This window comes from Isoptericola dokdonensis DS-3, from assembly GCF_001636295.1.
In the GTDB taxonomy this organism is placed as follows: Bacteria; Actinomycetota; Actinomycetes; order Actinomycetales; family Cellulomonadaceae; genus Isoptericola; species Isoptericola dokdonensis.
Genome location: NZ_CP014209.1, coordinates 2,677,497 through 2,693,076, shown reverse-complemented (window position 1 = coordinate 2,693,076; position 15,580 = coordinate 2,677,497). Strand labels below are relative to the sequence as shown.

Below are 15,580 nucleotides of genomic sequence, written 5' to 3'. Positions count from 1 at the left end.
TCCGGTGGACACGGCCAGTCGTCCAGGATACCCGCCGGCGGGCATCCCGGGCGAACTCGTGGTCACGTGGCGTCAGTCACCCTCGCCACCGCCGCCCTCACCACCGCCGGGTCCGCCGCCGTTGCCGGGGTCCTCGCCCTCGTCCCCGGGGTCCTCGGACGCCGTGGGCTCCGGTTCGGGCTCGGGCTCCGTCGTCGGCTCCTCCTCGACCACCTCGGGGCCGCGGGACACGGTGATCGTCACCGTGCTGCCGTCGTCGACCGTGTTCCCGGCCCCCGGGTCCATCCCGATGACGGTGCCCGCCGGCTGGTCGCTGTACTCCTCGACGGTGCTCACCTGGAGACCGACCCGCCGCAGCTGGTTCTGCGCGGCGAACACGTTCTGCCCGTTGACGTCCGGCACGGCCACGCCCTCCGGCTCGGCCGACTGGCCCGTCGAGACCCACAGCGTGATGCTCGACCCCGCCGGCACCCGACCCTGGTTACTGACGTTGACGACCGTGCCCTTGGGCGAGTCGTCGTCCTGCGCCTGCGTCGAGACGTTCAGCCCCAGGTCCTTCAGCAGGCTCGTCGCCCGCGCGACGTCCATGCCGACGAGGTTCCCCGGCAGCTCCACCCACTCCGGGGTGGACTCGCTGGGCGACGGCGACGGCGAGAACGACGGGCGCGGCGGCGTGTACTCGGGGAACTCCGCGACCTCCTTGCCGTCGAGCGCGACCTGCATGAACTCGGTCCAGGCCTCGGAGGGCCACGTGGAGCCGGTGATCTCGTCGTAGCCGCCGAACGTCTCGATCGGCTCCCACCCGCCGAGGATGCCCGCCTCGAGGTCCAGGTTCTTGTACTGGCGCACGTTGACCACCGTGGCGAGCTGCGGGGTGAACCCGGCGAACCACGCGGTCACGTTGTCGTTGGACGTCCCCGTCTTGCCGGCGACAGGGCGTCGCTCGCCGTCCGGGCCGGTGAGCTCCAGCGCGGCCCGCCCGGAGCCCTGCTCGACGACCTGCGTCATCGCGTAGGTGGCGGGCGTGATGACGTCGGCCTTGAACCGCTGCTCCGCCGTCATCTCCGGCTCGTAGCGCAGCGAGCCGTCGAGGTGCTCCACCTTCTCCACGAAGTGCGGCTTCGTGTAGTACCCGCCCGACGCGATCGTCGCGTACGCCGACGCGAGGTCGATCGGGTACACGTCCGCCGTGCCCAGCACGTTCGACTTCACAGGGTCGATGACGGTGTCCTCGCGGATGCCGAGCCGGTGCGCGACCTCGGCGGTCTTCTCGGGTCCGATCTCGTCGTTGAGGGTCGCGTACACCGTGTTGACGGAGTTCGCGGTCGCCTTGACCAGGTCGATCGTGCCGTAGTCGGTGAGGCCGAAGTTCGTCGGCCACGGCTTGCCGTCCTCGATGAACTGCCCGGGCGAGTTGCCGTCGAACGTCTCGGAGAGCTCGTGGCCCTCCTCGAGGGCACCGATGAGGGTGAACGGCTTGAACGTCGACCCGCCCTGGACGTGGTCGTCGGTCGCCGTGTTGAGGGACTGCTTGATGTAGTCCGCACCGCCGTAGGCGGCCACGACCGCGCCCGTCTCGGGGTCGATGGAGACGATGGAGGCGCGGATCTTCTTGTTCGTGTCGTCGGGCATGTTCTTGACGATCTTCGCGGCCTCGCGCTGGAGCTTCGGCTTGATCGTCGTGTAGATGCGCAGCCCGCCGGACTCGATCTCCTCGTCGGTGAAGCCGTTCGCCCGCAGCTCCTTCTTCACCGCGGCCATGACGTAGCCGCGCTGGCCGCCCAGGCTGTTGGTCCCGTCCTCCTTCTCGACGAAGTCGGGCAGACCCTCGGCCTGGGCGGTGGCCGCCTCGTCCGCGGTGATGTAGCCCTGCTCCGCCATGCGGTTCAGGCTGCGCTCCCAGCGCGCCGTCGCCAGGTCGGGGCCGACGGACGGGTCGTACCGCACCGGCGACGGGATGATGCCGGACAGCATCGCCGCCTCGGAGTAGGTGAGGTCGGCGGCGTCCTTGTCGAAGTACGCCTGCGCGGCCGCCTGGATGCCGTAGGCGCCGCGACCGAAGTAGATGGTGTTGAGGTAGCGCTCCAGGATGAGTTCCTTGTCCTGGGTCTGCGTGATCTTGAGCGCGATGATCGCCTCGCGGGCCTTGCCGACCAGGTCGGTGGTGCTGCCCAGGTAGTACCGCTCCACGTACTGCTGCGTGAGCGTCGAACCACCCTGGCGTGCTCCCGGGTTCGTCACGTTGTTCACCATGGCGCGGGCCAGCGCCTTGACGTCGATGCCCGGGTCCTCCCAGAAGGACTCGTTCTCCGACGCGACCACCGCGTTGCCCACGTACTCCGGGAGCGTCTCGAGGTCGACGATCTCCCGCTGCATCTCCGAGAACGTGCCGACCTCCTTGCCGTTCCCGTAGTAGACGGTCGTGGCCTGGTTCTGCACCTCGTCGAGGTCGTCGGGGATCTCCGTCGACGTCCACGCGGCGAAGAAGACGCCGCCGCCCAGGGCGATGCCGGCGAGCAGGCAGCCGACGACGAAGCGCCACGACGGCAGCCACCGCTGGACGACACCCTTGCCGCGGCGGGGATAGTTCCAGAAGCGACGCATGCGCATGTTCGCCACGTCCACCTTTCGATCGGTCGGTTGCTCGGTGCCCACCCTCGTGAGGGCATGAGCAGCCAGAGGAACCCTAGGGGATCGTCCTGGCGGGGTGTCCAGGCCGAACAACGCCTGACCGGCTTTCTCGCGCTCCGTCCGCAGACCTCTGGCCGCGGCTCCACGTCCCCTTCACAAACAGGCGTACGGTCGACCGTCGGCGCCGCGCACGGCGGGCCGCGTTGCCCCGTGCCACGCACAGGCCTATCCTCGCGATGTATCGACTCGATACAACGAGTCGACGATCGTCAGGGACACCGGAGGGAGGGAGCCTCGTGCGCAGCCGTTCCAACGTGCTCGAGACCGCCGTCCTCGGCCTCCTGTCCTCCTCGCCCCTGCACGGCTACGAGCTGCGCAAGCGGCTCAACCTGCTCCTCGGGTCGTTCCGCGCGTTCTCCTACGGGACGCTCTACCCCGCCCTCAAGTCGCTCGTGGCCCGCGGCCTCATCGAGACCGTCGACCCCGAGCCGGCACCGGCGCGGGCGGCCGCCTCCGCGTCGGGACGCCCGGCCGCGGGGAACAAGCCGCTCGCCGGCCGCCACGGACGGATCGTCTACCGGCTCACCGCCGAGGGCAAGGAGCACCTTCAGACCACTCTCGCCTCCGCCGGGCCTGCCGCCTGGGAGGACGAGAGCTTCGACGTCCGGTTCGCGTTCTTCGCGCAGACGGACGCCGAGACCCGCCTCCGCATCCTCGAGGGCCGGCGCACCCGGCTGACCGAGCGGCTGGAGGCAGTCCGGGAGTCCGCCGCCCGGACCCGCGAGCGGCTCGACGAGTACACGCTCGAGCTGCAGCGGCACGGGCTGGAGCAGGTCGAGCGCGAGGTGCGCTGGCTCGACGGGCTCATCACCACAGAGCGCGACCGCGTGAGCGGCCGCGACCGCGACCGAAACGCCGGGGCGCACGACGCCCCGGCCCAGAGAAACAAGGAGCGAGGATGACCTCCGTCCGCGTTGCCATCGTCGGAGTCGGGAACTGCGCGTCGTCCCTGGTACAGGGAGTGCAGTTCTACCGCGACGCCGACCCCGCCAGCACCGTCCCGGGCCTCATGCACGTGCAGTTCGGTGACTACCACGTGCGGGACCTCGAGTTCGTGGCGGCGTTCGACGTCGACGCGAAGAAGGTCGGCTTCGACCTGGCCGAGGCGATCCACGCCTCGGAGAACAACACCATCAAGTTCGCGGACGTGCCGCCCACCGGCGTCATCGTCCAGCGGGGCCACACCCTGGACGGTCTCGGCCAGTACTACGCCGCGACCATCGACGAGGCCTCGGGCGACCCGGTCGACGTCGTGCAGGCGCTGAAGGACGCGAAGGTCGACGTGCTCGTCTCCTACCTCCCGGTGGGTTCCGAGGACGCCGACAAGTTCTACGCCCAGTGCGCCATCGACGCCGGCGTCGGCTTCGTCAACGCCCTGCCCGTCTTCATCGCCTCGGACCCCGAGTGGGCGAAGAAGTTCGAGGACGCCGGTGTGCCGATCGTCGGCGACGACATCAAGTCGCAGGTGGGTGCCACCATCACGCACCGCGTCCTCGCGAAGCTGTTCGAGGACCGCGGCGTCGCGCTGGACCGCACCTACCAGCTGAACGTCGGCGGCAACATGGACTTCAAGAACATGCTGCAGCGCGACCGCCTGGAGTCGAAGAAGGTCTCCAAGACGCAGGCCGTCACCTCCAACCTCACCGGCACCCTCGCCGGCAAGAAGGAGGACCGCAACGTCCACATCGGTCCGTCGGACTACGTGGCGTGGCTCGACGACCGCAAGTGGGCGTACGTCCGCCTCGAGGGCCGCGCTTTCGGCGAGGTGCCCCTGAACCTGGAGTACAAGCTCGAGGTGTGGGACTCCCCCAACTCCGCCGGCATCATCATCGACGCCATCCGTGCGGCGAAGATCGCCAAGGACCGCGGCGTCGGCGGCCCCATCCTGTCGGCGTCGACGTACTTCATGAAGTCGCCGCCCGTCCAGATGGAGGACACCGAGGGTCGCGCGCACCTGGAGGCCTTCATCCGCGGTGACGTGGAGCGCTGACCTGGAGCGAGCTGGCGAGTGCAAGGTCAGCGCGACCATCCAGGTGGAGCGATAGTCCGGAGCGAGCTGGCGAGTGCAGGACGATCGCGACCATCCAGGTGTGCGCTGACCTGGAGCGAGCTGGCGAGCACGGCGCGAGTCAGCGCTCATCGGCGCGAGTCAGCGCAGGACGCGCTGACTCGCGCGCCCTTGCGCTGACTCGGCGCAGCCCACGCTGACTCGCGAGAGCCTGCGCTGACTCGCGCCGACGCCGGGTTCGCCCAGCGAGCGGCGAGGTGCCGACGGCGGGTGGTGCGTCCCGCGCGTCGTCGTCAGACCCGGAGTGGAGGGCCCCCTGGGGCCCGTGAACGCGACGACGCGCGGGACGCACCACCCGCCGCGCTGACTCACGACCACGAGCGCTGACTCGCGGGAGCTTGCGCTGACTGGCGCCGGTGTGCGCTGACTCGGCACCACCGCGCCGACCCGCGGACGGACGACATGGGAGGCTGGACGCGTGGGGGCACTGCGAGAGACGGCGCACGACCTGCGCGACCTGCTCCGCCTGCCGAGGTTCCGCCGGCTGTTCGCGGTCCGGCTGGTCTCGCAGGCGGGCGACGGCATGTTCCAGGTGGGCCTGGCGTCGCTGCTGTTCTTCTCGCCCGAGCGGGCGGGCACGGCGGCGGGGGTGGCCGGCGCGTTCGCGATCATGCTGGCGCCGTTCACGCTGGTGGGCCCGTTCGCGGGAGTGCTGCTGGACCGTTGGCGCCGTCGTCAGGTGCTGGCGGTCGGCAACGCGGTGCGCGTGGTCGTGACGGCGACGATGGCGACCGTGATGCTGACGGTCGGGTTGGACGGCGGCGGCGAGGCGACCGTGATCGTGCTGGGCCTGGTGGCGCTGAGCGTCAACCGGTTCCTGCTGGCCGCCCTGAGCGCCGGCCTGCCCCGGGTGGTCGACGGCCCGCTGCTGCTCACGGCCAACGCCCTCACCCCGACCCTCGGGGCGGGGGCGCTGTTCGTGGGTGGCGGCATCGGGTTCGTCCTGGGGCTCGGCATCCCTCCGGGCGGGTTGCACGACGCGGCCGCTCTGGTGTGCGCGTCGGTGGTCTTCGGGCTCGCGGCGCTGCTCACCCTGCGCCTCGGCCGCGACGAGCTGGGTCCCGACCACCCGTCGCGCGCACCCCTGGTGGCGGAGGTCGCGGCGGTGGCGCACGGTCTGGCCGACGGCGCCCGCTATCTGGTGGCGCGTCGCACCCCGGGGCAGGGTCTGCTCGTCATGGCGGCGCACCGGTTCCTCTACGGCGTCGTGTTCATCGCCGCCATCCTCATCTCCCGCAACCTGCTGGCCGCACCGGGCGACACGTCGGCGGGTCTCGCGAACTTCGCGATGGTCATCGCGATGACGGGCATCGGCGGTGCCGCGGCGGTGCTGGTCACGCCGGTGTTCTCGCGGCGCACGGGTCCGCAGGGCTGGATCGTGTGGATGCTCCTGCTGGCGGCCGCCTCCCAGCTGCTGCTGGCGACGGTCCCGTCGCGCACGGTGGTGCTGGTGGGGGCCGGGTTGCTCGGCCTGCCCGCGCAGAGCGCCAAGATCGCCGTCGACACGATCGTGCAGCGCGACACCCACGACGACTACCGGGGCCGCGCGTTCGCGTTCTACGACGTGCTGTACAACGCGGCGTTCGTCGGAGCGGCGGTGCTGGCGGCCTGGGTGGTGCCCGACGACGGCTGGTCGCGCGGGTTGTTCGTCGTGCTGGCCGTCGCGTACGTGCTGGTCGCGGCGTGGCTGGGGTTGCGCGGCGCCCGTGTCGCGGCGGACGTGCCGGCGGTCGCCGGCCCGGAACGCGCCACCGCCTGAACGTCCGCCCGCACGCCGCACGCCGCACCGATGAGTGCGACGCGGAAATGAGGTCGACCCCCGTGGCGGGAATACGGCACGCTCGACAAGCACTTCTTCTGGGAGAACTCTGGCGTGCGCAGCGTGGCCCGCTCCAGGCAGCCGAACTTTGAGAGGGACCATGACTGCACGTACCACCGAGGCCCCGCCCGGCGCCGTCGCCCCGCCCGCGCACGACGACGGCAGGCTCTCGCGCGCGCACCTGAGCGTGATCTCGCTCCTGCTCGTCTCGGGTTTCGTGGTGATCCTCAACGAGACCACCATGGGCATCGCCCTGCCGGTCATCATGGAGGACCTCGGCATCACGGCGGCGGCGGGCCAGTGGCTGACGACGGCGTTCCTGCTGACGATGGCGATCGTCATCCCCACCACCGGTTGGCTGCTGCAGCGGCTCGGCACCCGGGGGGCGTTCATCCTGGCGATGTCGCTGTTCAGCGCCGGGACGCTGCTCGCCCCGCTGGCACCCACGTTCGGCCTGCTCGTGACGGCGCGCGTGGTGCAGGCCACCGGCACCGCCATCATGATGCCGCTGCTCATGACGACGGTGATGACGCTCGTCCCGCCGCACCACCGCGGGCGGGTCATGGGCAACGTGTCGCTGGTGATCGCCGTCGCGCCGGCGCTCGGCCCGACGATGTCCGGCGCGGTCGCCTCGTCGCTGGGATGGCGCGCCATCTTCTGGGTGGTCCTGCCCATCTCCCTGGCGGCCCTGGTCCTCGGGGCGGTCCTCGTCCGCGACGTGTCGACCCGGGCCCGGACCCGGCTCGACGTGCTGTCCCTGGTCGTCTCCGTCTTCGCGTTCGGCGGCCTGGTGTACGGCCTGTCGGCGCTGGGCGAGTCCGCGCAGCACGAGATGCCGGTCAACCCGCTGGTGCCGATCGCCGTGGGTGTGGTGGCGCTGGCACTGTTCGTGTGGCGCCAGCTCGTGCTGCAGCGCACGGACGCCGCCCTGCTGGACCTGCGCGTCTTCCGCGCTCCCGGGTTCACCGCGGGCCTCCTGGTCCTCGCGGTGAGCATGATCGCCATGTTCGGCATGATCATCGGCCTGCCGCTCGTGCTGCAGGAGGCGATGGGTCTCCCCCCGTTGACCGCCGGCCTGATCATGCTGCCGGGCGGCCTCCTCATGGGTCTGCTCGGTCCCGTCGTCGGGCGTCTGTACGACCGGGTCGGGCCGCGCCCCCTGGTCCTGCCGGGCGTGATCGCCGTCGGGCTGGCCATGCTGATGTTCTCGACCCTGGGCCCGGGGTCGACGCTGGTGTGGGTGCTCGCCGGCCACCTGGTGCTGAGCCTCGGCCTGGCGTGCATCTTCACGCCGACGTTCACGTCCTCGCTCGGCGGGCTCGTCCCGTCGCTGTACTCCCACGGTTCGGCCACCATCAGCACCGTGCAGCAGCTCGCGGGGGCGGCCGGTACCGCCACGTTCGTCGCGCTGCTGACCATCCGGTCCGTGACGCTGTCCGACGGCGGCGCCTCCGCGGCGGAGGCCACGGCCGGTGGCGCGCAGCTCGCCTTCCTGGTGGGTGCGGCCGTCATGGTCGGCGCCGTCGTGCTGGCGCTCCGGCTGCGCAAGGCGGACGCACCGGCGGGCGCACCCGCGCACTGAGGCGTCGGCCACCGCACGTCACGCACCCCGTCGGGCTCAGCCCGGCGGGGTGCGCTGCACCTCCGGGAGGCCCGGCGCGGTGGCCGGCACCGGCCGGAACGCCGGCGCCAGCGCGACGACGCCGAGCGCGAGCACGGCGGGCACCGCGAACGCCCACCGCAGGCTCGTCAGCTCGGCGACCCCACCGACCACGGCGGCGCCGAGCACGAACCCGACGTAGTTGAAGAGGTTGACCCGCGCCACCGCGACCCCGGTCCGGTCGAGCGCACCGGCCACGGAGAACGCCAGCGGCACGACGACGCTGAGCCCGAGCCCGGTGGCGCCGAACCCGATCACGGCGACCCAGGGCGCCGGGGCGACCGCCACCAGGGCGAGACCCGCGGCCCCCACCCCGCCGCCGCCCACGACGGTCGGCACCGGTCCCGCTCGGTCGACCAGGTGGTCGGCCACGAGGCGCCCGACGAGCTGGCAGCCCAGGTAGGCGGCGAGCCCGAGCGGTGCCACGGCGTCCGGGCCGGACAGGACGTCCTCGACGTACTTCGTCGACCAGCTCGAGACCGCCGAGTCGGCGAGGTAGACGATCGCCACGGCGACGCCCACGAGCAGCACCGGCCGCCACGGCACCAGCACCGAGGGTGCGTCGTCCGACACCTGCCCCGGCGTCGGCGCCGGGCCGTCGGCCGCGCCGTCGAGCGACGACCCCGCGGCCAGGTCGAGCACCGCTCCCGTGGTGGCGACCAGCGCGAGGCCCGCCACCAGGCTCCAGTCCAGGGAGTGCGCGAGCACGGCAGCGAGCGCCCCGAGGATGCCGCCGACGCTCCACCAGCCGTGGAAGGAGTTGAGGAGGCTCCGGCCGTAGCGCCGCTGCACGGCGACGCCCTGCATGTTCATCGTCGCGTCGACGACGCCGAGCAGCAGCCCGACGACCGCCACGACCGGGTACAGCAGGGCTGCGGACGGCGCGAAGGCGGTCGCGAGCACCGCCAGCGCGACGAGCGGCCCGGCGGTGCGCAGCAGGACGGCGCTGCCGGTCCGCGGCGCGAGATGTCCGGCGAGGACGCTGCCGACGCCCGCCACGACGGGGACGACGAGCAGCACGAGGGTGAGCTCGGCGTCGGAGATCCCCAGCCCGCGCTGCAGCGTCGGCACCTGGGCCAGCAGCCCCGCGAAGCAGAGACCCTGCACGAAGAAGAACGCGCTCGTCGCCGTGCGCACCCTGCGATCGGTCCCCACGTGAGCCTCCGCTCGCCCGTGCCCCCGCTCCGCCGCGGGGTCCCGGGCTCACCCTAGGGCCGCAGGTCAGGCCTGACGAGCCCCCCACCAGGCGCGGAGCTCGGCGGTGGCGCGCTCCTCGCCCAGCGGCCCGTGCTCCATGCGTAGCGCGAGCAGGTGCTGGTACGCCTGCCCGACCTCCCGACCGGGGGCGATGCCGAGGATCGCCATGATCTGGGTGCCGTCGAGGTCGGGGCGGATCGCGTCGAGCTCCTCCTGCTCGCGCAGCTGCGCGATGCGCTGCTCGAGGTCGGTGTAGGCGTCCGCCAGGCGCTTCGCCTTGCGCTTGTTCCGCGTCGTGCAGTCGGCGCGGGTGAGGCGGTGCAGGCGCTCCAGCAGGGGTCCGGCGTCGGTGACGTAGCGGCGCACCGCCGAGTCGGTCCAGGCGCCGTCGCCGTAGCCGTGGAACCGCAGGTGCAGCTCCACGAGCCGCGCGACGTCCTTGACGACCTGCTTCTCGAACTTCAGTGCACGCAGCCGCTTCGCGACGAGCTTGGCCCCGACGACCTCGTGGTGGTGGAAGCTGACGCCGCCGCCGGCCTCGAACCGGCGCGTCGCGGGCTTGCCGATGTCGTGCAGCAGCGCGGCGAGGCGCAGCACCAGGTCGGGGGCGGGGACGGCGCCGCCGGGCCCGGTCTCCTGCGCGATGGCCTGGTCGAGCACGATGAGGGAGTGCTCGTAGACGTCCTTGTGGCGGTGGTGCTCGTCGATCTCGAGCCGCAGCGCGGGCAGCTCCGGCAGCACCTCGTCGGCCATGCCGGTGTCGACCAGCACCCGCAGGCCCTCGCGGGGCGACGCCGCGCACAGCAGCTTCGTCAGCTCGGCCTGCCCGCGCTCCGCCGACACGATGTCCAGGCGGGACGCCATCTGCTCGATCGCCGCGCGGGTGCCCGGCTCGACCGCGAACCCGAGCTGCGCCGCGAACCGGGCGGCACGCAGCATGCGCAGCGGGTCGTCGTCGAAGGACCGCTCCGGCGCGATCGGGGTCCGCAGCACGCCGGCCGCGAGGTCGGTCAGGCCGTCGAACGGGTCGACGAACGTCAGGTCGGGCAGCCGGACCGCCATCGCGTTCACGGTGAAGTCGCGGCGGGACAGGTCGCCGTCCAGGGTGTCCCCGAACGCCACCAGGGGCTTGCGGGAGGACGGGTCGTACTCGTCGGTGCGGTACGTCGTCACCTCGACGACGACGTCGTCCGCGCCGTCGCGGCCGAAGCGGCGGGCGCCGATGGTGCCGAACTCCTTGCCGATGTCCCAGTGCGCGTCGCCCCACCGGGCCAGGAGGCGCTGCGTCTCGTCCGGCGAGGCGGACGTCGCGAAGTCCAGGTCGGCGCTCGCGCGGCCCAGGAAGGCGTCGCGGACCGGCCCGCCGACGAGCGCCAGCTCGTGCCCGGCGGCGGTGAACACCTCGCCCAGCTCGATCGCGGCGGGCGCCATCTCGGTGAGCACGCCCAGCGCGCGTCGCAGCAGGGCCGCGGGGGGCAGAGGTTCAGGAGTCGACACGACGTCCGATCCTCCCAGATCCGCGCCGTGGTCGCGCACCGGCGCGACCGGCCCGCCCGGACGCCCGGGGCGCCAGGCGTCCGCGACCAGCGGCGCGACGACGTCGGCCGCTCGTCCGCCGCCACGGGTGAACTCGGTAGGGTGGCCCCATGTCATCCGCGGTACCGGCACCAGGGGGCCCCGAGGGGCGTCCTTCCGTGCCGGTTCCCGTCCCGCCCGGCGGGCACCCCCTGCGGGTCGACCCGGCGCGCCTGGCCACCGGCACCGTCGGGCCTGCGACGGGCACCCCCGCCGGGCAGCTGCCCGTCGTCGACGAGACGTCCGCCGGGGGTCTCGTCGTCGCCCGGCACGCCGCCGGCCCCCGCGCCGCGGTCATCCTGCGGCGCAACCGGGCGGGGCGCCTCGAGATGTGCCTGCCCAAGGGACACCTGGAGGGCCGGGAGACCCCGGCGGAGGCGGCCGTCCGCGAGATCCGTGAGGAGACCGGCATCATCGGGTCCGTGCGCAGCACCCTGGGCGTCATCGACTACTGGTTCAGCGGCGACGACCGCCGCGTCCACAAGGTCGTCCACCACTTCCTGCTGCGCGCCGAAGGGGGCCTCATCACCGCCGACGGCGACCCCGACGGCGAGGCGGAGGACGCGCGGTGGGTGCCGCTCGCCGACCTGCCCGACCTCCTGGCCTACCCCAACGAGCAGCGGCTCGCCGCGACGGCGCTCCAGGTGCTGGACCGCGCGCCGGAGCTCGTCGAGTGAGCGTGCGCGCGTGAACCCTTCCCTCCCCGCCGGGCACCTGCCCCGCGTCCTGGCCGTCGTGCCCGCGCTCCTGCTGCTGCTGGCCCTGCTCGTCGGGGTGCCGGTCGGGCCCGCGTCCGCGGACGCCGACGACGTCACGGTCGAGCTCGTCGCCGTCGCGCCCACCGTCGTCGGCCCCGACGCAACGCAGCGCGTGACCGCCCGGGTCACCAACCCCGGCACCGACCCGGTGACGGGCCTGCGCGCCGAGCTCGGCGTCGGCTGGCGGGTCGTGTCGACCCGGGCCGACGTCGCCGCGTGGGCGGACGGCGGCCGGGGCGTCGCGACCGGCCAGCTCGACCTCCCCCTCGACGACCTCGACCCGGGTGAGTCCACCGAGGTCACGTTCGAGCTCGACGTCGCCACCCTCCAGCTCGGCGCCGACGCCGAGTGGGGCCCCCGCGAGATGTCCGTCCGCGTCACCGACGGCAGCGGCACGGTCGCCGTCCTGCACTCGTTCCTGCTGTACGACCCTGACGGCGGCACGCCGCGCGCCGGACGCACGGCACCCGACGCGATCGGGCTCGCCGTCGTGGCACCCCTCACGGGGCCCGCGCTCGACCCGGCCGCGCCCGCCGAGTACGTCGACGCGGTCGCCGACGCCACCGGTGCCGGCGGCACCTACGCCCGCCTCCTCGACGCCGCCACCACCGGCAGCGCCGCGCTGTCGCTGGCCGTCGACCCCGCCGTCGTCGCCGCGGCCGCCACCAGCACCGACGACACCGCCAACGGGTGGGCCGGTCGCCTCCAGCGTGCCGGCGGCGCCGACGTCGCCGTGCTGCCGCCGTACGACACCGACCTCGCAGCCCTCGCCCACGCCGACGTCACCGCCACGGACGTCGCCGCGACGACCTCCCTGGACCTCGTCGCCGACGACTGGGCGGCGCCAGGCCGCTGGACCACCTCGGTCGCCTGGCCGGTCGGCGCGCCCGACCGGCCCACCCTGGCGACCGCCGCCGCGGCCGGTGCGCAGCACGTCGTCGTCGAGTCCGGGGCCCGCCCCACCGCCGAGGGGGCGGCGTCCGCCGTCGGCACCGCGCCCGCCGGTGGTCGCGACGTCCCCGTCGTCGTCGCCGACGAGACCCTCGGAGCGCTGGTCGCCGGGACCGGCACGGGCGCCTCCACCACAGAGCTTGTCCAGCACCTCCTGGCGGACACCGCCGTGCTCGCCGGAGAGCAGCGGTCGCCGGCGGGCGACCGCGACGTCGTCGCCGCCATGCCCCGCGGGTGGGCGCCGGACGTGCCGACGTTCGACACCGTGCTCACCACGCTCGCCGCGCAGGACTGGGTGGACGTCTCCCCCTTCACGCAGGTGCTCGACGCGGTCCCCGGCACCGAGTACCGGGTCGAGCGCTCCACCGTGAGCGAGGCGGAGCTCGACCCCGCGTCGGTGGCGGACCTCGTCACCACCCGCACCGGCCTCGCGTCGTTCGCCACCGTCGCCGCCGACCCGGCCGCGCTCACCGGCACCGCGGACCGGGACCTCACCGCCCCGATGTCGATCGCCTACCGGACCGACCCCGACGCGCGGGCCACCGCCGTCGGGCTCGCGACCGCCCAGGCCGACCAGCTCCAGGACGGGATCGACGTCGCCGACCGCGCCGACGTCACCCTCATCAGCGACGCCGGCAACCTGCCCGTGCGCATCCGGAACGAGCTGCCCGTCGACGCCACCGTGTCGGTCCGCCTCACCCCCGACGACCCCCGGCTGGTCGTCGAGACCAACCCGACGATCGTCGTGCCCGCCGGGACGTCCCGCGACGCCGAGATCCGCGTCCGCGCCATCGGGTCCGGCGACGTCACGCTCGACGTCGAGGTCCTCGCCCCGAGCGGCGTCGCCGTCACCGACCCCACCGAGCTCACCGTCAAGGTCCGCGCCGGGTGGGAGACGGTGGGGACCGCGGTCCTCGCGGGCGGCGTCGGGCTGCTGTTCGTCGCCGGCATCTGGCGGACCGTCCGTCGCGGCCGGTCCGACCGGCGCACCACCGGGGAGCAGGTCACCGAGGCCGCCGTCCCCACCGGCCCGCAGCACACCCTCCCCACCGACGACGACCTCCCGGAGGACCGCGCACCATGACCGCCGAGCCGCCCGTGCCGAACGCCGCCGGGCCGTCGCCCGACGACCCCGGGGCGCCCGCCGCCGCGAGCACCCCCGGGGTGCGGCGCAGCAGCCTGGGCCGCAGCTCCCTGGCGATGTCCCTGGGCACCACCGCGTCCCGCGCGTCCGGCCTCGTGCGCACCATGCTGCTCGTCGCGTGCGTGGGCGCCACCGGGACCGCCGCGAACGCGTTCGACATCGCGAACAAGCTGCCCAACATGCTGTTCGCCCTCATCTCGGCGGGCGTGCTCCAGTCCGTCCTCGTGCCGCAGATCCTCAAGTCCATGCAGGCGCACAACGCCCGTGAGCGACTCGACAAGCTGCTCACCCTGTCCGGGCTGGGCCTGCTGTCCGGCACGATCGTGCTGGTCGCGGCGGCGCCGGTCGTCGTGCACCTGTTCACCCTCAGCGGTGAGTGGACGCCCGAGGCACGCGAGCTCGCCACCGTCTTCGCCTACTGGTGCCTGCCGCAGGTCTTCTTCTACGGGCTGTACACGCTGCTCGGGCAGGTGCTCGGCGCGCACGGCCGGTTCGCCGCCTACGGGTGGGCGCCGGTCGCGAACAACGTCGTCTCCTTCGTCGGCTTCGGGGCGTTCCTCGTCCTGTTCGGCAGCGCCCCCGACGCGGGCATCGACGAGATCGCCGGGTGGACGACGACGCAGACGGTGCTGCTCGCCGGGACCGCCACGCTCGGCATCGCCGCCCAGGCGCTGCTGCTCGTCGTCCCGCTGCGCCGCGCCGGGTTCCGCTGGGGCTTCCGCCTCGGCCTGCGCGGGATCGGTCTGCGCTCCGCCGGGAAGGTCGTCGGGTGGACCATCGGCGCCGTCGTGCTGGAACAGCTCGGCGTCCTGTACCTGACGAACGTGCTGGGTGCCGCCGGCCAGACCGTCACCGCGGCGGGCGACGCCGTCGCCGGCAACGCCGCCTACACCAACGCGATGACGATCTACCTGCTCCCCCACTCCCTCGTGGTGGTCTCCATCGTCACCGTCCTGTTCCCCCGGATGAGCGCCGCCGTGACCGCCGGGGACCTGCCCGCCGTGCGCCGCGACATGTCGCTCGGCCTGCGCTCCGCCGGCATCTTCTCCGTGTTCTCCGCGGCCGCCCTCGTCACGTTGGCGCACCCGCTGGTCAAGACGCTCGTCCCCACCGCGTCCGACGTCGCCGTGGACGCCATCGCGCCGATCCTGCAGGCGATGGCCGTGGGCTGCATCGCCCTCGGCGCCACCGTCCTGGTGCGCCGCATGTACTTCGCGTTCGAGGACGGCCGCAGCGTCTTCGTCATCCAGATCTTCGCCACCGTCTCGATGGTCGTCGCCCTGTGGATCGCCGTCGAGCTGCTGCCCGTCGAGTACTGGGCCGTCGCCGCCGGCGGCGCGTTCGCCCTGGCCACCTGGATCTCCCTCCTGCTGCGCGTGCGCGGCATGAGCCGCAAGCTCCAGGGCATGGACGCCGCACGCGTCCTCGGCCTCTACGGCAAGGCCGCGCTGTCCGCCCTCGTCGCCGCAGGGCTCGGCTGGCTCGTCGTCGACCTGCTCGGCGGCTCCGCCGGATCGTCCTGGCCGTGGGCGCTGCTCGTCACCGCCACCGCCGGGCTCCTCATGACCGCCGTCTACGTCGCCCTGCTCAAGCTGCTGCGCGCACGCGAGCTCGACGACGCGCTTGCGCCGATCCTGCGCAGGGTTCGTCGGAACGCCGCGTGACGGGCCGCGCCGTGAGCACTTCCCCCTACCATGGACCGACGGAGCGGCACACC

The 15,580-nt window shown here is 73.2% G+C and carries 10 protein-coding genes; 7 read left to right on the top strand and 3 right to left on the bottom strand.

Features of this window, described 5'->3' with window-relative positions; translation table 11 throughout:
- Window positions 1–72: 72 nt before the first annotated feature.
- On the bottom strand, window positions 73–2,610 hold the full coding sequence (locus tag I598_RS12535) for a transglycosylase domain-containing protein (protein ID WP_157557228.1): 2,538 nt from the start codon (window positions 2,608–2,610) through the stop codon (window positions 73–75).
- Between the two features lie 317 nt (window positions 2,611–2,927).
- Here I598_RS12535 and I598_RS12530 point away from each other — a divergent pair, with 317 nt between their 5' ends.
- From I598_RS12530 to I598_RS12515, 4 genes are all read left to right on the top strand, one after another.
- Window positions 2,928–3,593: a PadR family transcriptional regulator gene (locus tag I598_RS12530; protein ID WP_068203243.1), complete on the top strand. Its 666-nt coding sequence runs from the start codon at window positions 2,928–2,930 to the stop codon at window positions 3,591–3,593.
- Window positions 3,590–4,681: an inositol-3-phosphate synthase gene (locus I598_RS12525; protein ID WP_068203242.1), complete on the top strand. Its 1,092-nt coding sequence runs from the start codon at window positions 3,590–3,592 to the stop codon at window positions 4,679–4,681. The genes I598_RS12530 and I598_RS12525 overlap by 4 nt, the downstream gene beginning before the upstream one ends.
- A 496-nt stretch (window positions 4,682–5,177) precedes the next feature.
- Window positions 5,178–6,518 (top strand): MFS transporter, encoded by a 1,341-nt coding sequence (locus I598_RS12520; protein WP_068203241.1) that lies wholly within the window; start codon window positions 5,178–5,180, stop codon window positions 6,516–6,518.
- 160 nt (window positions 6,519–6,678) lie between these two features.
- Entirely contained in the window at window positions 6,679–8,160 is a 1,482-nt protein-coding gene (locus tag I598_RS12515) for a DHA2 family efflux MFS transporter permease subunit (protein WP_068203240.1), read from the top strand.
- 36 nt (window positions 8,161–8,196) lie between these two features.
- Here the strand turns inward: I598_RS12515 and I598_RS12510 are convergent, their stop codons facing one another.
- Window positions 8,197–9,375, bottom strand: coding sequence for an MFS transporter (locus tag I598_RS12510; protein WP_198155690.1), 1,179 nt, complete (start codon window positions 9,373–9,375; stop codon window positions 8,197–8,199).
- A gap of 84 nt (window positions 9,376–9,459) precedes the next feature.
- Window positions 9,460–10,866 carry a CCA tRNA nucleotidyltransferase gene (locus I598_RS12505; RefSeq protein WP_232314341.1) on the bottom strand — a complete coding sequence of 469 codons (1,407 nt, stop codon included), beginning with the start codon at window positions 10,864–10,866 and terminating at the stop codon, window positions 9,460–9,462.
- A 215-nt stretch (window positions 10,867–11,081) separates the two neighbouring features.
- On the opposite strand from I598_RS12505, the gene I598_RS12500 reads away from it, so the two are divergent.
- Genes I598_RS12500 through murJ form a run of 3 tightly spaced genes read left to right on the top strand, consistent with a single transcriptional unit; the run spans window position 11,082 to window position 15,527 of the window.
- Window positions 11,082–11,687 carry an NUDIX hydrolase gene (locus tag I598_RS12500; RefSeq protein ID WP_068203238.1) on the top strand — a complete coding sequence of 202 codons (606 nt, stop codon included), beginning with the start codon at window positions 11,082–11,084 and terminating at the stop codon, window positions 11,685–11,687.
- 10 nt (window positions 11,688–11,697) lie between these two features.
- Window positions 11,698–13,803, top strand: a complete 2,106-nt coding sequence (locus I598_RS12495; protein ID WP_068203237.1) for a DUF6049 family protein — start codon at window positions 11,698–11,700, stop codon at window positions 13,801–13,803.
- A complete protein-coding gene (gene murJ / locus I598_RS12490) occupies window positions 13,800–15,527 on the top strand; it encodes a murein biosynthesis integral membrane protein MurJ (RefSeq protein ID WP_083973249.1) in 1,728 nt (575 codons plus the stop codon). The genes I598_RS12495 and murJ overlap by 4 nt, the downstream gene beginning before the upstream one ends.
- Window positions 15,528–15,580: the final 53 nt, after the last annotated feature.